The organism is Nocardia sp. NPDC002869, from assembly GCF_046764065.1.
Classification (GTDB): domain Bacteria; phylum Actinomycetota; class Actinomycetes; order Mycobacteriales; family Mycobacteriaceae; genus Nocardia; species Nocardia rhamnosiphila.
The window spans coordinates 1-1,316 of sequence record NZ_JBKOOL010000340.1 but is presented as its reverse complement, the minus strand read 5'-3'; the positions used below and the strand labels follow the sequence as shown (position 1 = coordinate 1,316).

Genomic DNA, 1,316 nt, shown 5'->3' with positions numbered 1-1,316 from the left:
TGAGGTTCACCCCGAATAGTGGACAGGGGATCAAGCAGCTGTAGCTGCCGCGGAGAGTGAATGTTCGTAAGCGATCGGGCTGATCATCCCGATCGCGGAGTGACGGCGCCGAGTGTTGTACCAGTTCATCCATTTGTCAACCGCGGCAACGAGTTCAGTCTTCGTGGCGTAAACATGCCGGTAGTAGTGTTCGTGTTTGAACGTCGACCACAGCGATTCCGCGCCGGCGTTGTCCCAGCAGATCCCGGTAGCGCCCATCGACCGGTGCAGGCCATGACGACGGCAGGCCGCAGCCATGGCCGACGCGGTGTACTGACTGCCGCGGTCGGCATGTAGGACGATCCCGCGGACGCCTCCGCCGCGTGCCGCGACCGCCATGTCGAGGGTGTCGGTGACCAGTTCGGTGCGCATATGGTCGGCCACCGACCAGCCCAGCACCCGTTTGGAGTGCTCATCCTTGATCGCGCACAAATACATGTCCGCTTCCCCACAGGTCAGGTAGGTGATATCGCTGGTCCAGACCGCGTCGAGCCGGCCCTGATCGAACCGGCGGCCGACCAGATCCGGTGGGAACGACGCCCGCGGGTCGACCACCGTGGTCGCGACCTTGAAAGTGCGGGGGCTGATCCCCTCGATCCCGATAGAGGCCATGATCTTGGCGACGGTCTTCTCGGTGACCTTCTCACCGGCCTCACGCAGATCGGCGGTGATTCGTGGGGCACCGTAGGTGCCGTCGGATTCACGGTGATGGGCAACGATCTTGACCGCCAGGTCCGCCCGGCGCTGAGCCGCAGGTGTCAACACCGGAGACCGGCAACGTTTCCGGTACTCGTAGTATCCGGACCTCGACACATTCAACAGTCGCGCCATCCGCGCGACGTCTTCACCAGAGTCGCCGGTGAACGCATCAGCAGCGGCGCACTCTGCCATCAGCTCGAACCGGGCCGGTTCTGCTGCATCGCGGCAAAGTACGCCGAAGCTTTTTTCAGGAACGCGATATCTTTGTCCTGCTCAGCGACCTGCTTGCGCAATCGCAGCAACTCCGCCCGCTCGGCACCGGACAGCGGCTGTTCCCGATGCACCGCGGCCGCTTCCATGCGGCGGCGTTCATCAGCGACCCAGCGGCCCAGCAGGCTCTCGTGCACGCCGAGTTCTCTCGAGACCTCGGCGACCGTGCGACCGGAATCGATCACCCGATGAGCAGCCTCGACCTTGTACTCGGTCGTGAACGACCGACGTTTCCGAGACACAGGGACATCCTTCCGCAGGACCAATGATCCTGCTAACTCGGTGTCCACTACCCAGGGGGAGCCTCA

At 63.4% G+C, this 1,316-nt stretch carries 2 protein-coding genes; both read right to left on the bottom strand.

All coding sequences use genetic code 11. The annotated features are described in order from the left end of the window. Positions 1–30 precede the first annotated feature (30 nt). Positions 31–870: an IS3 family transposase gene (locus tag ACLML9_RS28765; protein WP_411948432.1), complete on the bottom strand. Its 840-nt coding sequence runs from the start codon at positions 868–870 to the stop codon at positions 31–33. A 59-nt stretch (positions 871–929) separates the two neighbouring features. Continuing rightward, positions 930–1,250 carry a transposase gene (locus ACLML9_RS28760; RefSeq protein ID WP_181062555.1) on the bottom strand — a complete coding sequence of 107 codons (321 nt, stop codon included), beginning with the start codon at positions 1,248–1,250 and terminating at the stop codon, positions 930–932. Between the last annotated feature and the right edge of the window lie 66 nt (positions 1,251–1,316).

Excerpts from the sequence above, each read along its gene's own strand:
- ACLML9_RS28765 (WP_411948432.1), bottom strand. The coding sequence starts at position 870 with ATGGCGCGACTGTTGAATGTGTCGAGGTCCGGATACTACGAGTACCGG.